The organism is Pseudomonas sp. P5_109 (assembly GCF_034009455.1).
Lineage (GTDB): Bacteria > Pseudomonadota > Gammaproteobacteria > Pseudomonadales > Pseudomonadaceae > Aquipseudomonas.
Genome location: NZ_CP125380.1, coordinates 1,080,011 through 1,101,821 on the forward strand (window position 1 = coordinate 1,080,011; position 21,811 = coordinate 1,101,821).

A 21,811-nucleotide genomic window follows, 5' to 3' on the forward strand; every position below is an offset into this window, starting at 1 on the left:
GCGGCCATGCAAGGACTGTCGGAGCACGAACGCTACAGACCCTATAACTCACGCACCATCCGCGACTCACCCTACTGGCACAAGCTGACGCCGGAATTGCAGGAAGCCATGACCGTGGTGGCCCGGGTCATGCCGTTTCGTACCAACGAATACGTGCTGGGCACGCTGATCGACTGGAACAACATTCCCGACGATCCGGTTTTCCGCATGACCTTCCCGCACAAAGACATGTTGCTGCCGGACGAATATGCCTCGCTCAAACAACTGATCGAACTGGACGACAGTACTGCGATCAAGCGCCGGATCGAGGCGATCTGGCTGCGCATGAACCCGCATCCGGCCGGGCAGTTGACTCACAACGGCGCCACCCTCAACGGCAAAGTCCTGTCGGGTATCCAGCACAAGTACCGCGAAACCGTGCTGTTTTTCCCCGGTGCCGGGCAGACTTGTCATGCGTACTGCACCTTCTGTTTCCGCTGGGCGCAGTTCATCGGCGAGGAAGAACTCAAGTTCAATGCCCGTGAGTCCCAGGAGCTGGTGAGTTACCTGGAGGTTCACAGCGAAGTCACGGACGTGCTGATTACCGGTGGCGACCCGATGATCATGAACACCCGCTCGCTGGCCGGTTACATCGAACCGCTGCTGGGTTTGCCACACCTCAAGAGTATCCGCATCGGCACCAAGTCCGTGGCGTACTGGCCACAGCGGTTTGTCAGTGACAAGGATGCGCCCGAGCTGCTGGAGCTGTTCCAACGCATCGTCGCGGCGGGAAAAAACCTGTCGATCATGGGCCACTACAACCACCCGGTGGAGATCCGCCAGGTCATCGCCCGCCAAGCCATCGAGCGCATTCGCTCGACGGGCGCGACGGTGCGCATGCAGGCACCGGTGATCCGCCACATCAACGAAAACCCTGCCGATTGGGCGGCGCTGTGGACCGAAGGCGTGCGGCTCGGAGCCGTGCCTTATTACATGTTCGTCGAGCGTGATACCGGCCCCAGTCACTACTTTGCGATGCCGCTGGCCCGGGCCTTCGAGATCTTCCAGGCGGCGTACCGCACGGTGTCGGGGCTGGCGCGAACGGTGCGCGGGCCGTCCATGAGCACCTTCTACGGCAAGGTCTTGATCAATGGCATCGAGACTGTCGCCGGGGAAAAGGTCTTCGTCCTGCAGTTCCTCCAGGCACGCGATCCGCAGTGGGTGTTGCGCACGTTCTACGCGCGCTTTGATCCGCAGGTGACCTGGTTCGACGACTTGCAACCGGCCTTTGGCGAGCGTGCGTTCTTCTTTCAGACCGAGCTCACTGCGGTGCCGGAATTGATACCTGTGTTGCTGGAAACGGCGTAGGAAAAATCATGAACAATGGGGAGATATGGACATGAGCAGTATCCCGTTTGATCAGCGCGAGGGTGTTATCTGGCTCGACGGCGAGTTCGTCGAGTGGTCCCGGGCGCAGTTGCATGTGCTGACCCATGGCCTGCATTACGCGAGCACCGTGTATGAAGGCGAGCGGGTCTATGACGGCAAGATCTTCAAGCTGCGCGAGCACAGCGAGCGGTTGTATCGCTCGGCCCGGATGATGGACTTTGTCATCCCCTATGAACTGGCTGAACTGGAAGCGGCCAGCCATCAATTGCTGCAACGCAATCAGGTCGTCGACGGTTATCTGCGGCCGGTGGCCTGGCGCGGCAGCGAGATGATTTCCACCTCGGCGCGTTTCAATCGTGTGCATGTGGCCATCGCTTGCTGGCAATGGCCGAGTTACTTCGACCCGGCGGCCCGCATGGCCGGCATCCGCTTGAAAACCGCGACCTGGCGTCGCCCACCGCCGAACAGCAGTCCCTTCGAAGCCAAGGCCTCCGGGCATTACCAGATCGCCACGCTGAGCAAGCACGACGCCGAGAACACGGGCTACCACGACGCGCTGATGCTCGACTGGCGCGGCCACGTCGCCGAAGCCACCAGCGCCAATGTGTTTTTTGTCAAAGGCCGGACCTTGCACACGCCGACCCCGGATTGCTTCCTCAACGGCATCACGCGCCAGACCGTGATCGAACTGGCCAGGGCGCTGGACTACCAGGTCGTCGAACGCACGATTTTGCCTACGGAGCTTGGCGACTTCGATGAGTGTTTTCTCACCGGCACCGCCGCTGAAATTACCCCGGTGCAGAGCATCGATGAACAGCACTATCGACCGGGTGGCGCCTGCCGCGACTTCATTGCCGCCTACACCTCAATCGTAAACGCCTGATCACCTGCCAGGAATCTCACCATGTCAGATCAAGGGATTGTTGCGTCTCAACCTTGCATTTCACTCGGCCATCGTCATGAAGAGCTGTCGACCCTGGGCTGGACCGTGTTGACCCCGGAAGAATTTGCCGATGATGTCGTAGGCACCCTGCGCGAATTCGGTCCGATCATTCCGCAGTTCAATGGCCAGATGGCCTTTCCCATTACCCGCAAGCCGGGTTACGAAGACTTGCCGTATTCCCAGAGCATGAACGGCATCGGCCCGCACACCGAAGCACCGGTGTATGGGCCGCCGCCGCGCTACCTGGCGTTGCATTGCCATAAACAGGCCACGTGCGGCGGTGGGCACACCGGATTGGTGGACGGCTATGAGTTTCTCAAGTCCCTGGAACGCAGCGAACCAGAACTGCGTGAGTGGCTGGATGACACGCCGGTAGAGTTTGTCGCCACCGCCAAACCGGGCGAACCGGGACAGCGGCGGGTCAAGGAGTACATCCTCACGCCTACGGAGGACGGGGATATTTTCCGCTTCAGCTACAACCAGTTTCACTACGGCGATGTAAACCCTTCCACGGAAGCTCTACAACAATCCCTGGTCGCCAACAGCACCTCGCCGTTGGCCAGGTTTGCCGTGCTCGGCGAGGCGTACTTCGTCGAGCACAACGTTGCGGTGCTGATTCCCGACGGATGCCTGCTGATTTGGGACAACTGGCGCATGATCCACGCCCGCAGTCGTTACACTGACCCGGCGCGCAACCTGACCCGCTATTGGCTGACCTGATATTTCCGGCGCCCTTCATTCTTTTGGCGTACCCCTTGGCGGGTACGCGTCTTACAGGTATCGCGTCATGCAAACAGCAATCGAGATCGCCCAGGTCGATCATCAACTGATCGTGCGGCTCAACCAGGCCTGGACCAAGCGCGCCTCAGTTTGTGCGCCGGACAGGGCCCGGATCGACGAAGCGTTCGACCCGCTGCGCCCGGATTACCCGGAGTGCATGGTGCCGTTCTTCCATCATCCGAAGTTCCAGGCCTTGAGCGACGAACTCAAGAGCAGCGTGGTGACTTGGGGCTGGATCGGCTACAACCTGCGCACCGTCACCGCCGAAGAACACATCGTCAATCCGGCCCTCAGCGTGATTGCCAATCAGTACCTGGGCAAGGACGACTGGCATTTTCGCGAGGCCATGCAACAAACCCTGATCGACGAGCACTACCACACGTTGATGCACCTGCGCGCGATCGAACGGACCCGGCTGGATCGGGCGCTGGATCAGAATCTGGACTTGCCACCCTCGGTCACTTACCTGCGCCTGAAAGCGCAGCGTGAAGCACTGCCCGAGCAATGGCAGCGGGATCTGGCGGCGATCACCTTTGCGGTGGTGGCCGAGATCAGCGTCAACGCCTATCTGGATTTGCTGGCGGACGACCAGACCATCCAGCCGCAGAACCGCCGCGTGGCCGAACTGCACAACCGCGACGAATACGCCCACAGCAAGGTGCTGGCCGAAGTGGCCAAGGTCATGTACGCGAACATGCAGCCCATTCAGCGGGAATTTTTCGCACGCAACCTGTCGGTGGCGCTGAGTGCTTTTATCGCTCAGGACTACTCGATGTGGGAGGCGATTCTGACGCAGCTTGGGGTCGAGGATGCGGCGCTGATCATTGCCGACACCCGCGAGAGCAACAAGAACGCGACCATCATGCGTGACTACAGCGGTCTGCATAAGCTGGCCCGGGACCTGGGCATCAGCGACCAGATCGATTTCGACTTCCGTCCGACCCTCAAAACCACGGCGCTCGCCTGAACCCGGAGGTGCTTATGTCCACGCCTGTGTACGAAGTGTTCGCTATTCGAGTCGGTGCAAACGCCCAGCGCACCGCCAGGGAGAATTTTCTCTACGACGCCTGCTGCGGTGATCCGAATGCGCCGATGCCACTGGACTACTACTTCTGGGTCATCCGCAACGAGCAACAGGTAATTGTGGTCGACACCTGTTTCCAGCCGGCCACGGCGGACCGACGCAATCGCCAGATGTACCGCTTGCCGGAAGAATCCCTGCGGCAACTGGACATCGATCCGGCCCGGGTCGAGCACCTGATCCTTACCCATTTGCACTGGGATCATGCCGGCAACCTCGGGCTGTTCCCGACGGCGACGGTGCATTTGCAGGAAGCGGAACTGCGCTTTTGCACCGGGCCGAAAATGGTCCATCGTACGGTGAACAAAACGTATGAAGTCGAGGACGTGATGTCGGCGCTGCCGCCGCTGTTCGAAGGGCGGATGCGGTTGCACAACGGCGTCGTCGAGGTGGTTCCAGGCGTAACCCTGCACCCGGTGGGCGGGCATACGCCCGGCAGCCAGGTCGTGCGGGTGAGTACCGCACGCGGCTGGATTGTGCTGGCCTCGGATGCCGCGCACCTGTGGGTCAACATTCGTGAGCGCAGCCCGTTTCCGATTCTCGATGACCTGGCGCAAACCCTCGAAGCCTTCACCGAGATCGACCGCCTGGCCGACAGCGAAGACCACGTCATCCCCGGCCACGACCCACTGATCGCCGAGCGTTTCCCGCACTGGAATGATGACCCGCATATCATTTGCCTGCACCAATCACCAATCTGAAGATCACCGTCAACCTTGTGGGAGCGGGCTTGCTCGCGAAGGCGTCAGTACATTCAAAACTGACGTGTCAGACACACCGCTTTCGCGAGCAAGCTCGCTCCCACAGTTGATTGCTGTCGTTCACCGATGTTGTGTTCACCGAAAATCCCTTGTGGGAGGTGTTAGCCCTGATTCTTGAGAATGCGCCCCAAAGTCGCCAAAGCCTCATCAATCCGTGGCGAATACGGCGCGCCACAGCCAATGCGTACAAAGTGATCGAAGCGATGGGCGTTGGAAAAGATATCCCCAGGCGAAATCTGGATGCCGACCTTCAGCGCTTCCTGAAAAAGCATCATCGATGAATGCCGGCGAGGCAGTTCCACCCACAACAGCGTGCCGCCTTGCGGATGGGTCACGCTGGTGCCGATGGGGAAATAACGGCTGATCGCTGCACTCATCTGCTCGCGTTGCACCGTCAGGGTTTTCCTCAACCGCCGCAGGTAACGTTCGTAGGACGGTGTGCGGATGAATTCGCTGACCGCCAATTGCGATAGCACCTCACACCCCCGCGACTGCGTATGCTTGAGCATCTCCACGCGGTCGTGCCATTTGCCGCCACTGATCCAGCCCAGGCGGATGCCCGGTGCCAGGGTTTTGTTCAGCGAGGCGCAATAGATCACGTTGTCGGTGCGGTCCCAATGTTTGAGCGTGGACAGCGGCTGCTCGCTGTCCACCAGGTCGCCGTAGGTGTCGTCCTCGATCAGCACGGTGTTGTGCTCGGCGCACAGTTTCACCAGCCGAGCCTTGTTGGCGTCGGTCATGATGCTGCCCAGCGGGTTTTGCAGGTTGGGAATGACGATCAATGCCTTGACCCGTTCGGGGCCCTGCAGCAGCAGTTGCAGGGCTGCCAGATTGAGCCCGGTGTGGGCCGAGGCCGGGACTTCCAGCGCGCGCAGGTTCAGGCTTTCGAGAATTTGCAGCAAACCGTAGAACGTCGGCGACTCCACGGCCACGGTGTCGCCAGGACGGGTGACCGCACGCAAGGCCAGGTTGATCGCTTCGCTGGCGCCGTTGGTGATCACGATCCGCTCGGGGGCCAGGTGGGTCTTGCTGGCCAGAGCCCGCCGGGCAAGGATGTTGCGCAAGGCGCTGTTGCCGCAGGTCGAACCCGCGGCACCGAGCAGGTTGGCGTCGTAGCGCAGGGATTTGATCATGCTGTCTTGCAAGGTCTTCAGCGGGTACAGCTCTGGCGCGCAGTAGGCGCTGGCGAAATTGACCTTGATCGTCGCGCGCTGACTGGCCTTGAGCACCGCGCAGACCTGTTCATGAATACCGACATAGATACTGGAATCCAGCGCTGGCGCGAAGGCCGGGGCGGGTTTGGGCGCGGAGTCGGGCTGGCGAATGTAGTTGCCGGAGCGCGGCCGGGCTTCCAGCACACCGTAGTCCTCCAGTTCCCGGCACACCTGCACGGCGGTCGACAGGCTGACGGCGTGTTTTTCCATCATCAAGCGGATCGAGGGCAAGCGTTCACCGGTTTTCAGGGTGCCGCTGCGGATCGCGTCCAGATAGTGGTTGGCCAGTTGGCGATACAAGGGAGTCGTGTTCATGATGACCTCAGCAGTTGCACCACCGAGGTCTGGGCTGGAAAGTGAGTTGACGCTCCCCGCAGGCGGACCCGTGGTGCTCATGGGTTAAGGGAAGTGTTGTTCTGCGTCGATACTGGAAGAGTAATCGCGGTTTTGCCCGAATCACGGGCAATAAAAAGCCCCGCACGGATGGCGGGGCTCTTGACTGGTCGCTGAGGACCTTGTGGCGAGGGGGCTTGCCTGTGGCGAGGGGGCTTGCCCCCGTTGGGTGGCGCAGCCACCCCCAATCAAACTATTTGAGTTATTGCAGGAATACCGCATTCGCCGGATTTACGACGGCTTCGCCGCCGAACGGGGGCAAGCCCCCTCGCCACAGGCAAGCCCCCTCACCACATCTGTGAGTATTACTGCGCGGCGATGCTGTAACCATCGAACGCGGTCTGCTGCTGCAGGGCGGTGATGATGTTCTTGCGGTTGACCGCTTGCTCGGCGCCGCTGTTGTCCAGGAACGTCTCGCTTTCCAGCTCCGCCTCTTCGCCTTCGCCAACGAAAGTGAATCCAAGGAATTCCAGGGCTTCACGGTCGACGTTCAGGCGCGAACGCGGGGTGCGCAGCGGCAAGGTGACGCTGATGCCGTCCTTGCTGATGGTGAACACTTCGACTTCTTTCTTGGCCTTGGCAGCCTTGCTCTTGCCGCCGCTCGGGTTGCTGATGGCCTGGTGCGTCTGGTTCAGTACTTTCAGGGCCAGGCCGTAGACGATTTCCTGGAACGCCGGGTCGTCCTTGAAGCTGGACAGGATGCGGCTGATCGGGAATTTGCTGCTCAGGTCTTCCAGGGCGGCGATGTCTGCCGACTCGGCGTCCTTGAGCTGCTTGAGCTGACCCATCAGTTCGTAGGCCTTATCGTCGTCGAAACTGTCGTGGGCGTGGCGGATCGCGGCGCGAAGTTCGCGGATCTGGTCGCTTTCGCGGGTGGACTGGAACGCGTCCAGCACCATCTCGCTGATGGTTTTCGCCTGGGGTACGTGTTGTGAAAGATTGATGGAGTTTTCGTATTCCGCTTTGGACGACAAGGTAACTACGGATTCGGCGGTGTTGGAATCGGACATTGAAATTTCACTACTTCTTTGAACTTGAATAGGGGCGAGAAAGCTTGGGGGCTTTTTCAGGCCGACTAATCTATTGGACCGGGGCGACGTTGTCACGGGCGAACAGGCGGCTGGTCAAGTTTTTGCTTTCGCGATGGGCGCTTGCGATCACGCGTTTGTTCTGGATAAACCGATACCCTGTAGGAGCGAGCTTGCTCGCGATGGTCTCAAGGACACCGCGTTCATCCAGGATGAGCGCGTTATCGTTGACGTCCATCGCGAGCAGGCTCGCTCCTACAGGGATGTGCAGTGCTCAGGAATGCTGCAATTTCTGCGCACGCTTGTCCGCCAGATGCTGCACCACCAGCCTGCCGATCAGCACCAGCAAGGTCAGGCTGATCAACAACACCGAAATCGCCGCGACACTCGGGTCGACGTTATCGCGCAAGCCGCTCCAGATGCGCTTGGGCAGGGTGTCGACGTTGACGCTGGTGATGAACAGCGTCACCGCCACCTCTTCCCAGGACAGGGCGAAACCCAGCAGGGCGGTGGAGGCCAGGCCCAGTTTCAGGTTCGGCAATATCACCATGAAGGTGGTCTGCATCAGGCTGGCGCCGAGGTTGCGCGAGGCCAGTTCGATGCGCCGGTCGATGTTGCTCAACGCCACCAGCATGGTCACCACGCCATACGGCACCACCATGATCACGTGGGCAATCACCACGCCGGTCAGGGTGTCGTAGCCCATGCCCGGCGCGAAGCGGCCGAGCTTGGTTTCCATGAAGTACAGCACCAGCGCGGAAATCACCGGCGGAATCGCCATCGGCAACAGCACCAGGCCGATCAGCGCGGTGGCCCATTTGGAGCGCATGTACCAGATGCCGAGGCTGAAACTCGCCGCGAGCAAAGTGGCGATGATGCTGGTGGCGAAGGCGATGGTCAGGCTCTGGCTGATCGCATGGAACCAGTCCGGGTTGCTGACCAGCGCCTCGTAGTGACGCAGCGACCAGTTGCCTTCGGGCATCGACAGGAAGCGTTTGCTGGTGAACGACACCGGAATGACTGTCAGCAGCGGGAACAGCATGAAGGCCATGGCGATCACGGCCAGCAGCCGGGTACTCAGGCTTGTGCGATGGGTATTCATGGTTATCTCAGCCTACCAGTCGGTTCACGCGGGTCATTTTCAACAACACCCAGATCAGCGCGCTGACCAAGGCCAGCAACACCACGCTCAGTGCCGCCCCCAGGCCCCAGTTGCTGGTCTGGAACATTTGCAGGAACACGTATTCGGCGATCATCACCGTTTGCCCGCCACCCAACAGTACCGGGGTGATGAAGAAGCCCAGGCAGAACACGAAGACCATGATGAACGCGCCGAGAATCCCCGGCAGGGTCTGCGGCAACAGCACTTGCCAGAAGGTGCGCAAGGCGCCGGCACCCAAACCGCGAGACGCCATGAGCACACGCTGATCGAGTTGACGCATGGTCGACAGCAGCGGGAACACCGCGTACGGGATCATGACGTGGAGCATGCCGATGACCACGCCAATCTCGTTGCGGCTCAGTTGCAGCGGCTGATCGATCAGGCCCATGCCCATCAGCCCGTTGTTGAGCACACCGTTGCTGCGCAGGGCGATCAGCCAGCCGAAGGCGCGCACCAACACGGAAATCCAGAACGGGATGAAGATGCAGATCTCCACCACCCGCTGCCAGAACGGCGGGCTGAACACCCAGCAGTAGGCCAGCAGATAACCGATCACCAAGGCCAGGCCACTGACGGTCAGGCACAGGCGCAAGGTGCGCCAGAGCATCTCGTGGATGGCCGGGTCCGTGGCGATGCGCTGGTACTGCTCGATGCCCGGCGTCGGCAGCGAGAAGCTCCAGCCGACCACGCCGAGAAATGGCAACACGTAGAACACCAGCAGCAACACCGGCAGCGGGAACAACAGCAAGCCGCGCTCCAGGCCCGGCGAACTGAAGCGGGGCTTGGGGGCGGTCAGGGTTGAGGTCAGGGTGGTAGTCATGGTCACAGGCTCACTTGGACAACCGCGTCAGGTACTCTTCGAGGGCCTTGGAGTAGTTATCGGCGTACCACTGGGCGTTGAGGGCGATCTGCTTTTTCAGGTTTTCTTCCGAGGCGCAGTTCGCTTCCAGTTGCTTGGCCGACATGAGCTTTTCCGTGGCGCTGTTGGACGGTCCGTTGCCCAGCAGTTCAAACAGCTTGAGCTGGCCATCAGGCTGCAACGCTTGCTGGATGAACTGCATGGTTGGCTGGGTGCCGCCCGGGTTGCCGTTGAGCACCGCCCAGCTGCTTGAGTTGATGAAGCCGTTGTCGAAGCTCCAGCGCACGCGGTTGTCGGTGTCTTCGCTGAGCAGCTTGGCGCGGGTGTGCCAGATCGCGCCGACCGACACTTCGCCGTCGACCATCAGTTGCTGGCTCTCGGCGCCCGAGCTCCAGAACGACAGCACGTGGGGCTTGATCTCGTCGATTTTTTTCATCGCCCGTGGCACGTCCAGCGGGTACAACTGATCAGCCGGAACGCCGTCGGCCAGCAACGCCGCTTCGAGCATGCCGTTCATCCACTTGTACAGCGTGCGTTTGCCGGGGAATTTCTTCACGTCCCAGAAATCGGCCCAGGTCTTCGGCCCGTTTTCACCGAATTTTTCGCTGTCCCAGGCCATCACGTAGCTGAACTGGTAGCTGGCGATGCCGAAATCGGAGGAGAGCGCCGGGGCTACTTGATCACGCTTGATGGTGTTGTAGTCCAGCGGTTGCAGGATCTTTTCCCGGCCCAGCACGATGGCGCTGTAGCTCTCGACGTCGACGACGTCCCAGCTCGGTTGACCGCTGGCCAGTTGCGAGCGGATCGCGCCCTCGGTCGGGCCGGCGCCATCGATGCGCACCTGGATGCCGGTGTTCTTGGTAAAGGTGTCGGTCCATGCCGAGCGGAACGCATTCAGGGCATCGCCACCCCAGTTGACCACTACCAGCGGCTTGTCCGCCGACCAACTGATGCCGCTGCGTAGCGCCAGTGGTACCGCGGCCAGCAGGCCCATGGCCTGGATGAAGGTGCGACGGTTGATCTGACCGTCACGGGCCTTTTCGATAAGCACTTCGATGCAGTCTTGTTGGTGATCCTGGCGCATGGGCAAGTCCTCAGGCGGCGGGTGCCTGCGTGGGCACCGGCCTTTTTGTTGTCATTGGAAGAGAGCTTTGTGACGCAATTTCTTGGGGGTCAGGCCTGTAGCAGGAAGCTTTGTTGCACCGGCCAGCTCAGCCACACCGGGGCACCGCTTTGCATCAACGCGCCCGGGTGATTGCCGGGCACGGACAGGTTGATCGGTAGCGTATCGCCGCCGACCTTGAGTGCCAGGTGGGTACTGGAACCCTGGTAGACCTTGTCGGTGAGTTGCGCCGGCATCACGTTGTAGCCGTCGCGAGTCGGGCAGTCGCTGTGCAGTTCCATGTGCTCGGGGCGCACGGCCAACACGATCGGTGCCGCGCTCAGTGCGTTCGGGGCCTGGGCGTGCAATACGCTGGTGCCGCAACGGCCGCTGGCGGTCTGGCCGTTGCGGGTCAGGTTATCCAGCGGGAACAGGTTCATTTTGCCGAGGAACTCGGCGACGAAGCGGCTCTCGGGGCGGTTGTAGATGTTTTCCGGGGTGTCGACCTGGGTCAGCTTGCCGTGGTTGAAAATCGCGATGCGCGAGGACAGTGCCAGGGCTTCGTTCTGGTCGTGGGTGACGAAGACGAAACTGGTGCCGACCTGACGGTGGATGCGTTGCAGCTCGGTCTGCAGTTGTTCGCGCAGGTTCTTGTCCAGCGCCGACAGCGGCTCGTCGAGCAGCAGCATTTCCGGCTCGAACACCAGCGCCCGGGCAATCGCCACGCGCTGTTGCTGGCCGCCGGACATTTCGGATGGCTTCTTGTGCATGTGCGCGCCGAGGCCGACCACTTCAAGGATGTGCTTGACCCGACGATTGCGTTCTTCGGTCGCGACTTTGCGGATGCGCAGCGGATAGGCGACGTTGTCGGCCACGGTCATGTGCGGGAACAGTGCATAACCCTGGAACACCATGCCGTAGTTCCGCTTCTCGGCGGAGCGCTTGATGATGTCGACGCCTTGCTCCATCAGCTTGCCCGACGTCGGGCTGAGGAAGCCGGCCAGGATCATCAGCAAGGTGGTCTTGCCCGAGCCGGACGGACCCAGCAGGGTAAGAAATTCGCCTTTGCGAACGTCGAGATCGACGTTATCCAGCGCCGCGAAACGGCCGTAATACTGGCTGATACCTTGAGCGCTGAGCTGAATCGCTGAACGGCTGGACACAATGAGGTTCCTCTTTTTATTGCCCATAAGACGTACGAGGACGGATGTGAATCCGAAATGGGCTTTGAGGCTTATTATTGTTAAAAATATCGCTACATCAATGGAATTATTTTGCTCGTATTGGTTAATTTTATTGAACAAATAAGCGTTGTTTCCATCTCCGCCAGATGCACCGAAACAGAGCCCTTTGTGGGAGCGGGCTTGCTCGCGAAGGCGGTGTCATATTCAACATGTTTGCTGACTGACCCACCGCTTTCGCGAGCAAGCCCGCTCCCACATTGGGTATGCGGTGAGTATTAGAGGGTGTCCTGCCAGGTTTGATGAGATGACTGCAGCTGGGTCTTGACCCAATTGCTGAAGGCCTGGACCACCGCACGCTCGGCCTTCTGCGGGTCGGAAGCCAGGTAGTAGCCACGGTGCAGATCGATGGTGATCTCGAACGGCCGCACCAGCAAACCCTTGGATAACGCATCGCCGCTGATCAGGTTGTCGCCGATGGCGATGCCCTGGCCGGCGATGCACGCCGACTGCGCGCAGTGCGCGTCTGAGAACAGGATTCCGCTGGTCGCGTTGACCCCGGAAGCACCGGCGGCGGTCAGCCACACGCGCCAGTCCGAATAGTCGGTCATGTGCAGCAACGGGTAGTTGCTCAGTTCCTGCGGGCTTTTCAGGCCGCTCAAGGCGTTGATCAAGCGCGGGCTGCACACCGGGAAAAAGCGCAGCGCGACGATTTCTTCAACATTCATTTCCGGCCAGTCGCCAATCCCGTAGGCGATGAACAGGTCGACGGCGGGGTTGTTGACGTCGTCCGGTGTGCGCGGGGAGATCAGCTGCAATTGCACTTGCGGGTACTGCCGCAAGAAGGCGCCGATGTGGTGGCACAGCCAATAGGTGGCGAACCCCGGCGCGCAGCTGACGCACAGCCGTCCGGAAATCTCCTGGTCGTCGATCAACTGCCCGGCATCGAGCAGGTTCAACAGAATCCCGTGGACTTCCCGCGCATAACGCTCGCCCTGATACGTCAGGCCGATGCCCCGGCCAATGCGCTCGGTCAGGGCAAAACCGACGCACTCCTCAAGCTTGCTGATCTGGTGGCTGATCGCGCTGCGGGTCAGGTTCAGTTCACGGGCGGCGATCGACACGCTGCCTGTGCGGGCAACCGCATCCAGCGCGCGAAGGGCTGTCATCGAAGGAAAGCGCATAATTCATCCCGTTCAAAGATGGAAGAAAAGGCCAGCGAACACCGGTTCCTTGTGGCGAGGGAGCTTGCTCCCGCTCGACTGCGCAGCAGGCGCAAAGCTCGTCGTGTCATGCAATTGGGGCTTCTACGCAGCCCAACGGGAGCAAGCTCCCTCACCACAGGTTCACCTTTGGCCTTCCGTATGGTGACGTAAATCGAACAGTCAGGCCAAAAAAAATCGATTGTTGTATCGGTTGATTCAACAATACTAGCCCCATTCGTCGTTGGGCCGATGCGGCCCCTTATCCAAGAGGTGCTGCATGACCCGTTGTGCCGAGGCGCTCGTTCAGTTGCTGGAAGGCTATGGCGTTGAAACCGTCTTCGGCATTCCCGGCGTGCACACCGTCGAGTTGTACCGTGGCCTGCACGGCAGTCGCCTGCAGCACATCAGCCCGCGCCACGAGCAGGGCGCCGGGTTCATGGCCGACGGTTATGCCCGTGCCAGTGGCAAGCCCGGGGTGTGCTTCATCATCACCGGTCCCGGCATGACCAACATCATCACCGCCATGGGCCAAGCCTATGCCGACTCGGTGCCGATGCTGGTGATCTCCACCTGCAACCGTCGCGAACACCTGCGCCTGGGCCATGGTCACCTGCATGAACTGCCGGATCAGCGCGCGCTGGTCGCCGGGGTCTGCGCTTTCAGTCATACATTGCAGCACCCGTCGCAATTGCCGGAAGTGCTGGCGCGGGCTTTTGCCTTGTTTGGCTGCACGCGGCCACGGCCGGTGCACATCGAGATTCCACTGGATGTGCTGGAGATGTCCGCCGACGATCTGGACCTGCGCCCGCGTTCGTTGCCGGCCGCGCCAGCCCCGGCGCTGGAAAGCATTGACGCGGCGGTTGCGCTGATCAGCAAGGCGAAGCGTCCGTTGATTCTGGCCGGTGGTGGTGCGCGCCGGGCCTCTGAAGTCCTGACCGCACTTGCCGAACGCTTGCAGGCACCGGTGGCGCTGACCACCAATGCCCGTGGTTTGCTGTGCGCCGAACATCCGTTGCTGCTCGATGGCGTGCTGTCGTCGGCCCATGGTCGTGAACTGATCGCCGAGGCTGATGCAGTGCTGGCGGTCGGCACCGAACTGGGTGAAACCGACTACGACTTTTTCGGCCTCGGCCCGGTGGCGTTCAAGGCGCCGCTGATTCGTCTGGACATCGACCCGCTGCAAATCCTCGGCGTACAAGTGGCCACGGTCGGTTTGCTGGGTGATGCCGAACAGGGCTTGCTCGCGCTGTTGGAGCGCCTGCCGCAACGCCAGGCCGATTCGGCCTGGGCAGGTGAGCGGGTGAGCCGGGTCAACGCCATCGAACGTGCTGGCTGGAGCGCGAAACAGAGCCGTATGCAAGCGTTGCTCGATACGGTCCGTGATCACCTGCCGCAGCCACTGATTGTCGGCGATTCGACTCAACCGGTGTATCAGGGCGCCCTCGGCTACCGCGCGCCAACTCCCAACAGCTGGTTCAACGCCGGCAGCGGTTACGGCACCCTCGGCTACGGTTTGCCCGCCGCCATCGGCGCCAAGCTCGCCCAGCCATTGCGCCCGGTGGTGGCGTTGGTCGGCGACGGTGGCTTGCAGTTTTCCAGCGCCGAACTGATCGCCGCCAAAGAGGCCGGCGTAGGCGTGATCCTGCTGCTGTGGAACAACAGCAGCTACGCGGAAATCCGCGACTACATGAACGCCAAGGCGGTGCCGTTGCTGGGGGTGGACATCCTCACGCCGGACTTCGCCGCGCTCGCGCAAAGCTGCCACGTCAGCCATCACCGGGTGAGCAATCTGCATGGCTTGCGCGAGCTGTTGGGGCAACTCGACAACATCAACCAACCGGTCATGGTCGAGGTCGACGCCGCGACGTTTCTGGCTGACTAAAACAACAACAATTTTTTCAGGTCCCCGACTCGCATAACGAACGGTGGACCTTTCAATCTCCCTGAACTCGAAGGTGGCTTACATGGCTGAGTCCGATAACTTTTCCTCTACCCATTCCGTGCAGGGGACCTATGCCGACCTGATCCTCGTCAACGGTCGCATCTACACCCAGGACCCTGCCAACCCATGGGCCGAAGCGGTGGCGATTCGCGATGGCAAGTTGATCGGTGTCGCCGGGCTCAGCCAGATCGAAATGTTCAAGGGCCCAATCACCCGTGTGCATGACCTGCAAGGCGCGTTCTGCATGCCCGGCCTGCACGACATGCACACCCACCCCGACCTCGCGCTGGCGCCGCGCTACGCCGATGACCTCGACGTCGGCATCGAAGACCCAACCCCGGAACAGCTGCGCGAAAGCATTCTTGCCTACGCCGACAGCCATCCCGGCGACGGCTGGATCTACGGCCAGTACTGGGTGCGCTACACCTTCCGCGAAGCCGGCCTGACCCCGGGCCGGGCCTGGCTCGACAGCGTCATGCCGGACCGCCCGGTGGCGTTGCTCGACCGCATGTGGGGCACCATGATGGTCAACTCCAAGGCCCTGGAACTGGCCGGCATCGATGGCAACACGTCCGACCCGCGCAACGGCTATTTCGAGCGTGACGAGCTGACCGGCGAACCCACCGGCCTGATGATCGACGGCGCCTACGCGATGATCCACGCCGCCATGCCGCCGACCCCGGTCAGCGTGCTGCGCCGCGCCTACCGCGATGGCGTGCACTTTCAGAGTTCCCGTGGCGTCACGGCGAGCAAGTACGTGCACGTCTGCGAACAGCGCTTGCAGGCCCTCAAGGAGCTGGACGACAGCGGCGAACTGACCGTGCGCATCGAGGCGGCGATCAGTTGGCAGGACGACATTTTCCCGGTGCGTCGCCGCTGGGAACTGCTGGCCGGCGAACGTCACTACTACCGCAGCGCACGCCTGAGCGCCAACGCGGTGAAGTTCCATTTCGACGGTACCGTGGAGCCGAAGTCTTCGTATCTGCTGACCCCTTGGCCGCAAGAAAAAAGCTGGCGCGGCAAGCTCAACCTGACCCCGGAACACATTACCGACATGGTGGTGGACATGGACCGCAAGGGCATCCGCGTGATCGCCCACTGCACCGGCGACGGCGCCTCCGACGTGTTCCTCGATGCCGTGGCCGAGGCCCGCCGTCGCAACGGTTTCAGCGGCGTACGCCACCAGTGCGCCCACAGCACCTTGCTGCACCCCGGCAACCTGCCGCGCTTCAAGGAACTGAATGTCATCGCCGAGTTTTCCCCGGCCGCCTGGTACCCGACACCGTTCGCCAGCGGAGCGCGCTCCGGTTACGGCCAGGAACGACTCAAGCGTATCTACGATTTCAAAGGCGTGCTCGCCGCCGGTGGCACAGCGGTGATGGGCACCGACTGGCCGGTGGCGTCCATCGACCCGTGGCTGGCGCTGGAAACCATGATCACCCGGCAGAACCCGTGGAACGACGACCCGGCCTGCTTCGGTGACCCGATCAGCCTCGAACAGGCACTGACCGTGATCACCAGCAACGGTGCGATCGCCATGGGCCTGGAACACAGCACCGGCAGCCTGCAGGTGGGCAAGGCGGCGGACCTGATCGTGATCGACCGTGACCTGTTCGCCGAGCCAGCGCGCAATTACATCCACAAGACGCAGGTGCTGCTGACCTTCGTTGAAGGGCAACTGGTCTACGACCGCCATTCGACGCTCGAAGCTGTCGGCCTCAAGGCCGTGTGGCAGGGCGAACCACCGGTGCTGGAGGGCAAGGCAGAATGACTTCCCAACGCATCGCCGTGACCGTCGTCTCGGGCTTCCTCGGCGCCGGTAAAACCACGCTGCTCAATCGCATGGTGCGCCGTGCCGAAGGCAGTCGGCTGGCGGTGATCGTCAACGACTTCGGTGAGTTGAACATCGATGCGGCCATCGTCTCCGAAGTCACTGACGCGGTGTACAGCCTGCAAAACGGCTGCATCTGCTGCACCGTGCAGGAAGACCTGCTGGCGCAACTCGGCAGCCTGGCGCAGCTTGAACCAAGGTTGGAGCGCATCGTCATCGAGTGCAGCGGCGTGTCCGACCCGCAGCGCATCGTGCAGACCCTGGCTTATCCACAGCTGCGCAGCCAGATGCAACTGGACATGGTCATCACCGTGGTCGATGCCACCCGTCATCTGCAACTCGATGGCGAGTACGCGCGACTGGCCCGGGCACAGGTGGCCGCTGCCGACTTGCTGCTGTTGAACAAGACCGACCTGGTCGACGAGGCGCAGTTGCAGGCGCTGCGCGACGCGTTGGGCCTCAGGACTCGAGTACACGAAAGCGTGCAGGCGCAGCTGCCGGATGCGCTTTGGCTCGACACGGATCTGGAGCTTGAGCCGCGCACAGTGAAACCGCTGACGCGGGTGGCCGATGGCGATCACGGCGAGATGTTCAGCAGTTGGCTGTGGCAGAGTGACAAGCCCCTCGATGCTGAAGGATTGCGTGGCTGGTTGCAGGCGCTGCCCAGCGATGTGTTCCGGGTCAAAGGGCTGGTCAAGCTGGCGCAGGGCAACAAGGCGCATTGGCTGCAACACGTCGGCACACGCAGTCAGTTTCTGCCGGCCACGGATGAAGCGCAGGCGGTCACCACACGCCTGGTGTTTATCGCCCGCCGTGGTTTCGACGGCTGGGAAGCGTTGGGGCAGGGGCTTGAGGCCTGCACCGTGAAGGTGAGCGCATGAATCCGACCGAACAACGGTTGCGTGAAGAACTTGCCGCCTGCTATCGGCTGGTTGCGCATTTTCGCATGACCGACCTGATCTTCACCCACATCTCGGTGCGCATTCCGGGGCCGGAGCATCATTTTCTGATCAACCCTTACGGGCTGATGTTCGACGAGATCACCGCGTCGAACCTGGTGAAAATCGACCTCGATGGCCACGCCGTGGAGCCGTCGCCATACCCGGTGAATCCGGCCGGTTTCGTGATCCACAGTGCCATCCATGGCGCCCGTGACGATGCGCAATGCGTGCTGCACACCCACACCAAGTCCGGTTGCGCGGTGGCGGCGCTGAAGTGCGGGTTGTTGCCGGTGAACCAGATATCGATGGAGTTCTACGGCCGGGTCGCTTACCACGACTATGAAGGCGTGGCGCTGGATTTGAGCGAGCAAGAGCGCCTCGTACAGGATATCGGCGACAAGCCGGTGTTGATGCTGCGCAACCATGGTTTGCTGACCGTTGGTGAAACCGTAGGCCAGGCGTTCATGCGCATGTACTACCTGGAAAAGGCCTGCGACATTCAGTTGGCGGCCATGGCTGCCGGTGAGTTGGTACTGCCATCAGACGAGGTTTGTGCGCATACCGAGCGGCAATTCAATGATCCGGGGCGGCCGCTGGAAGAGGGGGAGCTGGCTGACCCGGATGCCATGCAACTGGCTTGGGCGGCGTTGTTGCGGTTGCTGGAACGCATTGCTCCGGGTTATCGCGACTGATCCAAGCCATCGGTTGATTGGGCTGGCCCCTTCGCGAGCAAGCCCGCTCCCACAGGGTGAGTGGATGTACGCAAAATCCGCGACCGACAAAAACCACTGTGGGAGCGGGCTTGCTCGCGAAGAGGGCCTGTCAGGCGACATCGATGGTGGGTGTAAGGACGCCTTCGCGAGCAAGCCCGCTCCCACAGGGTGTGTGGGTGTACGCAAAATCCGCGAGCAACCGAGACCCTGTGGGAGCGTGGCTTGCCCGCGATGCAGGCGCCTCGGTCTGTCAGGCCTGCCGCGGGGTATTCAGGTTCATCGACCGTACCGCCAACGTTGAAGCGGTCTCTTCATCGATCGGCAACGAAAACCGAAACGTCGCCCCACGTCCCGGCACATCGATCAACTGAATCTCGCGCCCGTGCAGTTGCAGGATGCGATGCACGATCCGCAGCCCCAGCCCGCCATCACGCCGTGCGCCGCCGATGTTGAACGGGCGCAGGAACAGGCCTTCGCGCAGTTCCGGGGCAATGCCGGGGCCGGTATCGCTGACCGTGACTTCGATGAATGACCCTTGCGGACGCAGGCCCAGTTCGACCTCGCCACCGGCCGGGGTATGGCGCAGGGCGTTGTCGAACAGATTGGTCAGCACCCGCTCGATCAACCCGAGATCCGCGCAGGCCGCCGAGGCATTTGGCGCGAAGGTGGCCTTGAGTTCGACTTTGCGCGCTTCGGCAGTGAGTTCGAATTTCTGGAAGATGTCCTGGGCCAGATCGGTGAGAGAGAAGCGCTCCAGCACCGGTTGCACGAAGCCATGTTCCAGCCGCACCAGTTCCAGCAGCGACTGCGCCAGGCCACCGACCTTGCGGCTCTGGTCCAGGGCGATGCCGAGGTAGCGACGGCGGTCGGCGGGAGACAGCGTGGCGTCCTTGAGCGACAGGGTTTCCAGATATCCGTGTAGCGAAGCCAGTGGCGTGCGCAAGTCGTGGGAGATGTTCGCCACCAGTTCGCGGCGTTCCTGATCCTGGCGGGTCAACGAGCGCCATTGTTCGCCCAGGCGTGCCTGCATCTGCCGGAACGTGGCATCGAGCACGGCGATTTCATCGTGGCTCGCGGTTTTTTCCACCGCGACAGGCAGGGCCGGTGTGACCGGGACCCCATCGATGTCGAACTGGCTGACCGTTTCGGTCAAGCGGCGCAGTGGCCGGGTGATCAGGGCAAACGCGGTGAGACCGGCAATCAGGCACAGCAGCGCCACCAGTCCGATGGATAACAACGCTGTGTTGAGCGCCGCGCTGGTCGCGCCACGTTCGGCCAGGCGGTCGTGATCCTCACCGAGCAATACGACGTAGAGATAACCGGCCGGCTTGCCATCAACTTTCAGCGGTGCGGCGCTGAACACCTTGCGCGCATCGAGGCTGCGCGGGTCATCACCGAGAATCGGCAGGGCATCACCGCGCAACAGGCGCTGGATCGGCGCCAGGTCGACCCGTTCGCGTCGGATCCGGCCCTCGGGCGCAGCGCTGCCGACAATCTTGCCTGCGGAATCGAGCAGGTACACCTCGACGCTCGGGTTGACCTGCATCAGTTTGCTGAACAGGTCGCGCACGGCGTTGGGCATCAGGCCCTGGGTGTCCATCAGCACCGTGTCATTGGCGATGTGCTGCGCCAGTTCCCGGGACAAGCCTTGCACCACTTCCTGCTCATGCATCTGGTTGGAGCGCACCTGCATCCACGCCGACGTGCCGCAGCACACCAGCAGCAGCACGGCGAACACCAGTGACAGGCGTTGCGTCAGGGTCAGCCTCATGGCTGTGGCTCCTCACCGGTGGCGAACTTGTAGCCGCGGCCCCACACCGTGAGGATGCGCACCGGTTGCGCCGGGTCGGCCTCGATCTTGGCGCGCAGGCGGTTGATGTGGGTGTTGACCGTGTGCTCGTAGCCTTCGTGGCTGTAGCCCCACACGGCATTGAGCAGGTCCATGCGCGAAAACACCTTGCCGGGCTGGCGGGCGAAGAAGTACAGCAAGTCGAACTCCCGGGGCGTGAGGTCCAGGCGCCGTCCGTCGAGGGCCACTTCGCGGGTGATCGGGTCGATGGCCAGGCCGTCGATGAGCAGGCTGCCGGCGTCCATCTTCAGGTTGCGCGCCATGGCATCGACCCGGCGCAGCAGCGCCTTGACCCGGGCCACCAGTTCCAGCATGGAAAACGGCTTGGCCAGGTAGTCGTCGGCACCCAGTTCGAGGCCGAGAATCCGGTGCACTTCGCTGGAGCGCGCACTGGTGATGATGATCGGCGTGTAGCGCGCCATGGCGCGGGCGCGGCGGCAGATTTCCAGGCCGTCGACGCCGGGCAGCATCAGGTCGAGAACCAGCGCATCCCAGTTGCCTTGCTGCAGCAGGCGCATGCCTTCGGCGCCATCGGCGCTGTGCACCACCTCGAACTGCTCATCGCGAAGATGCAGGCAGATCAGGTCGGCGATGTGCTGGTCGTCCTCGACCACGAGGACGCGTTTGGTCTGTTCCATCCAGGTCAATCCTTCAGCGCAATGTGCGTAGTGCCCCCTGTAGGAGCGAGCCTGCTCGCGAAAAACCTGAGGACGCCGCGGGGCGTCAGGAATCGCGTGTCATCGTTGGCCTCCATCGCGAGCAAGCTCGCTCCTACAGTAGTGGCATGCGCATTGTGCGGGTTTTTCGGAGCCCGAGTTATCACGAATTGTTTAACTTCCCGTGAGGATTTGGCGATCACCCAAAGCCTAGGCTGTGTTCCATGAAACACCCCTGGATTTTTGGGAGACGAGCATGTTTTCACGACGGCAATTTCTTCTGGCGAGCGGCGGGCTGGGGATGACGGCCCTGGCAATCGGCCTGTTGCCAAAGTTTTCCACAGGCACTGCATGGATCAGCGAGGCCAGCGCGGCCGAGGCGTTCGAAGTGACCCACAGCGACAGCGAATGGCACACGATCCTGAGCGATGAGCAGTACGACATCCTGCGCGAAGAGGGCACCGAACGGGCCTACAGCAGCCCGCTGAACAACGAGCACCGCGACGGCACTTTTGCTTGTGCCGGTTGCGAGCTGCCGTTGTTTTCCTCGGCGACAAAATTCGACAGTCGCACCGGCTGGCCGAGTTTCTGGGCACCGCTGGACAAGGCCGTGGCCACCCGTCAGGACCGTGCGTTCGGCATGGTCCGCGAGGAAGTTCACTGCCGGCGCTGCGGCGGGCATCTGGGGCATGTCTTCGACGACGGCCCGAAACCCACCGGCTTGCGCTACTGCATGAACGGCCTGGCGATGAAGTTCGTGCCGACGACGGTGTGATTCCCTACCACTCACTTTTTGCAGGTA

General features: G+C 61.8%; 20 protein-coding genes. 10 read left to right on the top strand and 10 right to left on the bottom strand.

The features are described 5' to 3' along the window. Positions 1 to 6: 6 nt before the first annotated feature. The 5 genes from QMK54_RS04700 to QMK54_RS04720 all read left to right on the top strand — a co-directional run bounded on the left by QMK54_RS04700 (position 7) and on the right by QMK54_RS04720 (position 4,873). Positions 7 to 1,347, top strand: coding sequence for a KamA family radical SAM protein (locus QMK54_RS04700; RefSeq protein WP_223589242.1), 1,341 nt, complete (start codon positions 7 to 9; stop codon positions 1,345 to 1,347). Positions 1,348 to 1,378: 31 nt separating this feature from the next. Beyond that, a complete protein-coding gene (locus QMK54_RS04705) occupies positions 1,379 to 2,251 on the top strand; it encodes a branched-chain amino acid aminotransferase (RefSeq protein WP_223589244.1) in 873 nt (290 codons plus the stop codon). A 21-nt stretch (positions 2,252 to 2,272) separates the two neighbouring features. Beyond that, positions 2,273 to 3,031 carry a TauD/TfdA family dioxygenase gene (locus QMK54_RS04710; protein WP_320402138.1) on the top strand — a complete coding sequence of 253 codons (759 nt, stop codon included), beginning with the start codon at positions 2,273 to 2,275 and terminating at the stop codon, positions 3,029 to 3,031. A gap of 67 nt (positions 3,032 to 3,098) precedes the next feature. After that, positions 3,099 to 4,058: a diiron oxygenase gene (locus tag QMK54_RS04715; RefSeq protein ID WP_320402139.1), complete on the top strand. Its 960-nt coding sequence runs from the start codon at positions 3,099 to 3,101 to the stop codon at positions 4,056 to 4,058. Between the two features lie 14 nt (positions 4,059 to 4,072). Continuing rightward, positions 4,073 to 4,873 (top strand): N-acyl homoserine lactonase family protein, encoded by an 801-nt coding sequence (locus QMK54_RS04720; protein WP_320402140.1) that lies wholly within the window; start codon positions 4,073 to 4,075, stop codon positions 4,871 to 4,873. Positions 4,874 to 5,034: 161 nt separating this feature from the next. Here QMK54_RS04720 and QMK54_RS04725 read toward each other — a convergent pair whose 3' ends face one another. The 8 genes from QMK54_RS04725 to QMK54_RS04760 all read right to left on the bottom strand — a co-directional run bounded on the left by QMK54_RS04725 (position 5,035) and on the right by QMK54_RS04760 (position 13,056). Further along, positions 5,035 to 6,462 (bottom strand): PLP-dependent aminotransferase family protein, encoded by a 1,428-nt coding sequence (locus QMK54_RS04725; RefSeq protein ID WP_320402141.1) that lies wholly within the window; start codon positions 6,460 to 6,462, stop codon positions 5,035 to 5,037. 383 nt (positions 6,463 to 6,845) lie between these two features. After that, complete coding sequence (locus QMK54_RS04730; protein ID WP_110662110.1) at positions 6,846 to 7,550, bottom strand: hypothetical protein; 705 nt, start codon at positions 7,548 to 7,550, stop codon at positions 6,846 to 6,848. A 70-nt stretch (positions 7,551 to 7,620) separates the two neighbouring features. Next, positions 7,621 to 7,806: a hypothetical protein gene (locus QMK54_RS04735; protein ID WP_320402142.1), complete on the bottom strand. Its 186-nt coding sequence runs from the start codon at positions 7,804 to 7,806 to the stop codon at positions 7,621 to 7,623. Between the two features lie 36 nt (positions 7,807 to 7,842). Next, positions 7,843 to 8,670, bottom strand: a complete 828-nt coding sequence (locus QMK54_RS04740; protein ID WP_110662111.1) for an ABC transporter permease — start codon at positions 8,668 to 8,670, stop codon at positions 7,843 to 7,845. A gap of 7 nt (positions 8,671 to 8,677) precedes the next feature. Then, a complete protein-coding gene (locus QMK54_RS04745; protein ID WP_110662112.1) occupies positions 8,678 to 9,550 on the bottom strand; it encodes an ABC transporter permease in 873 nt (290 codons plus the stop codon). 10 nt (positions 9,551 to 9,560) lie between these two features. Further along, positions 9,561 to 10,673: an ABC transporter substrate-binding protein gene (locus tag QMK54_RS04750; RefSeq protein WP_320402143.1), complete on the bottom strand. Its 1,113-nt coding sequence runs from the start codon at positions 10,671 to 10,673 to the stop codon at positions 9,561 to 9,563. A gap of 89 nt (positions 10,674 to 10,762) precedes the next feature. Continuing rightward, complete coding sequence (locus tag QMK54_RS04755) at positions 10,763 to 11,854, bottom strand: ABC transporter ATP-binding protein (RefSeq protein ID WP_320402144.1); 1,092 nt, start codon at positions 11,852 to 11,854, stop codon at positions 10,763 to 10,765. A gap of 296 nt (positions 11,855 to 12,150) precedes the next feature. Then, positions 12,151 to 13,056 (bottom strand): LysR substrate-binding domain-containing protein, encoded by a 906-nt coding sequence (locus QMK54_RS04760; protein ID WP_110663185.1) that lies wholly within the window; start codon positions 13,054 to 13,056, stop codon positions 12,151 to 12,153. Positions 13,057 to 13,354: 298 nt separating this feature from the next. Between QMK54_RS04760 and QMK54_RS04765 the strand changes: the two genes are divergently transcribed. From QMK54_RS04765 to QMK54_RS04780, 4 genes are all read left to right on the top strand, one after another. Then, positions 13,355 to 14,959: a 5-guanidino-2-oxopentanoate decarboxylase gene (locus QMK54_RS04765; RefSeq protein ID WP_320402145.1), complete on the top strand. Its 1,605-nt coding sequence runs from the start codon at positions 13,355 to 13,357 to the stop codon at positions 14,957 to 14,959. 82 nt (positions 14,960 to 15,041) lie between these two features. After that, entirely contained in the window at positions 15,042 to 16,790 is a 1,749-nt protein-coding gene (locus QMK54_RS04770) for an amidohydrolase (RefSeq protein ID WP_110662206.1), read from the top strand. Then, positions 16,787 to 17,731, top strand: coding sequence for a GTP-binding protein (locus tag QMK54_RS04775; RefSeq protein ID WP_320402146.1), 945 nt, complete (start codon positions 16,787 to 16,789; stop codon positions 17,729 to 17,731). Before QMK54_RS04770 ends, QMK54_RS04775 begins: the two co-directional genes overlap by 4 nt. Next, on the top strand, positions 17,728 to 18,483 hold the full coding sequence (locus QMK54_RS04780; RefSeq protein WP_320402147.1) for a class II aldolase/adducin family protein: 756 nt from the start codon (positions 17,728 to 17,730) through the stop codon (positions 18,481 to 18,483). The genes QMK54_RS04775 and QMK54_RS04780 overlap by 4 nt, the downstream gene beginning before the upstream one ends. Positions 18,484 to 18,754: 271 nt before the next feature. On the opposite strand, the gene QMK54_RS04785 is transcribed toward QMK54_RS04780, so the two are convergent. Both QMK54_RS04785 and QMK54_RS04790 read right to left on the bottom strand, forming a co-directional pair. Further along, the gene (locus tag QMK54_RS04785) at positions 18,755 to 20,275 is read right to left on the bottom strand and encodes a HAMP domain-containing sensor histidine kinase (RefSeq protein ID WP_320402148.1); all 1,521 of its coding nucleotides are present in this window, start codon (positions 20,273 to 20,275) and stop codon (positions 18,755 to 18,757) included. Continuing rightward, positions 20,272 to 20,991, bottom strand: a complete 720-nt coding sequence (locus tag QMK54_RS04790) for a response regulator transcription factor (RefSeq protein ID WP_110662827.1) — start codon at positions 20,989 to 20,991, stop codon at positions 20,272 to 20,274. Before QMK54_RS04790 ends, QMK54_RS04785 begins: the two co-directional genes overlap by 4 nt. A 274-nt stretch (positions 20,992 to 21,265) precedes the next feature. On the opposite strand from QMK54_RS04790, the gene msrB reads away from it, so the two are divergent. Then, entirely contained in the window at positions 21,266 to 21,784 is a 519-nt protein-coding gene (msrB, locus tag QMK54_RS04800; RefSeq protein ID WP_223594201.1) for a peptide-methionine (R)-S-oxide reductase MsrB, read from the top strand. The last annotated feature ends 27 nt before the right edge of the window (positions 21,785 to 21,811 follow it).